This is a genomic window from Kitasatospora sp. NPDC057198, assembly GCF_042670125.1.
In the GTDB taxonomy this organism is placed as follows: Bacteria; Actinomycetota; Actinomycetes; order Streptomycetales; family Streptomycetaceae; genus Kitasatospora.
In genome coordinates this window covers 1-1565 of sequence record NZ_JBHUWH010000841.1, presented here as the reverse complement: position 1 = coordinate 1565, position 1565 = coordinate 1, and the positions used below count along the sequence as shown (strand labels likewise).

General features: G+C 77.6%; 2 protein-coding genes. Both read left to right on the top strand.

Annotated features, from left to right (window positions below; genetic code table 11):
* The coding region (locus ACFUEL_RS39530; protein ID WP_380243032.1) for a hypothetical protein at positions 1 to 641 on the top strand (641 nt) is incomplete at its 5' end.
* A 22-nt stretch (positions 642 to 663) separates the two neighbouring features.
* A complete protein-coding gene (locus tag ACFUEL_RS39525; protein ID WP_380243030.1) occupies positions 664 to 1542 on the top strand; it encodes an enoyl-CoA hydratase-related protein in 879 nt (292 codons plus the stop codon).
* The last annotated feature ends 23 nt before the right edge of the window (positions 1543 to 1565 follow it).

The window sequence follows — 1565 nt, the reverse complement described above, 5'->3', positions numbered from 1 at the left end:
GGGCCGGGGCGGACGTGTCGGCCCTGGACGAGTGGCTGCCGCTGGTCGGCGGGTCCGCCGACCGGCTCGACCTCACCGGCCCCGCCGTGCCGGACGGGCTGGCGACCAAGCTGTTCCCCTGCTGCTACGCGATGCAGCGCCCGATCGGCGCGGCCCGCGCGCTGGCCGCCGCCGTCCCGGACCTGCGGCAGGTCGAGCGGATCACCGTGCGCACCCCGCGCGCGGCCGTCCACCCGCTGATCCACCGGGAGCCCGCCACCGGCCTGCAGGGCAAGTTCAGCCTGGAGTACGCCGTGGTGACGGCCCTGCTGGACGGCTTCCCCGGCTTCGACGCGTTCACCGACGCCGCGGTGCGGCGGCCGGCCGTCCGCCGGCTGCTGGAGCGGGTCGAGGTGTTCGCCGCCGACAGCGGCGGCAGCGACCTGCTCACCGGCGCGACCGAGGTCGAGGTGGCGCTGGCGGGCGGCCGGACGGTCGGCCGCACCCTCGCCCTGCCGCCGGGCGCCCCCGGACTGCCCGCCACCGACGAGGAGTTCGCCGCGAAGGTGGCCGGCTGCGGCCCCGACGTGCCCGCCCTGCTGGACGGCCTGACCTGGGCCTCGGCCGCCGCCCTGCTGGCCGACGCCTTCCCCGCCCGCTGACCGGAGAGGACCGGAGAGCCCCGTGGACACCGACTACGAGCAGATCACCTACCGCCTGGACGGCCGCGTCGCCGTCCTCGCGCTGAACCGCCCCGAGGCGCGCAACGGCTTCACCGTGCGGATGTCGCACGAGCTGGCCGACGCCTTCGGGCGGGCCGACGCCGACCCGGAGGTCCGGGTCGTGGTGCTGACCGCCGAGGGGCCGACCTTCTGCGTGGGCGCCGACCTGGCCGCCGGGAACGGCAAGGGGCAGGGCTTCACCCGGAGCGAGGACCCCGAACTGGCCGCGGCCGCCGCCGCGGGCCGCTACCAGGAGCCGGCCGGCCGGGTCACCTCGGTGATGCACCGGATGGACAAGCCGGTGATCGCCGCCGTGCGCGGCGCCGCCGTCGGGGTCGGCTCCTCGCTGCTGCTGCCCGCCGACTTCCGGATCGCCGCCGAGGACGGCAAGTTCGGCTTCCCGTTCACCCGGCGCGGGATCGTCCCCGAGGGCGCCTCCAGCTGGTACCTGCCGCGGCTGGTCGGGCTCGGCACCGCGCTGGACTGGATGATCTCCGGCCGGATCGTGCCCGCCGCGGAGGCGCGCGCCGCCGGGCTGCTGACCGCCCTGCACCCGGCCGAGGAGGTGCTGCCCGCCGCGCTGGAGCTGGCCCGCACCCTGGCCGCCCGCACCGCGCCGGTCTCGGTCGCGCTGACCCGGCAGCTGCTGTACCGGATGGCCTGGGCCGACTCCCCCGAGGCCGTGCACCGGCTCGACTCCCGGCTGATCCACGACCTGACCCGCGGCCCGGACGCGGTGGAGGGCGTGCGCTCGTTCTTCGAGCGCCGCGACCCGGACTTCCCCGGCCGCGTCCCGGCCGACCTGCCGGACTACCTGCCGTGGGCGGCCGGGCCGCAGTAGCCGTCGCGCGCACGGACGAGGGC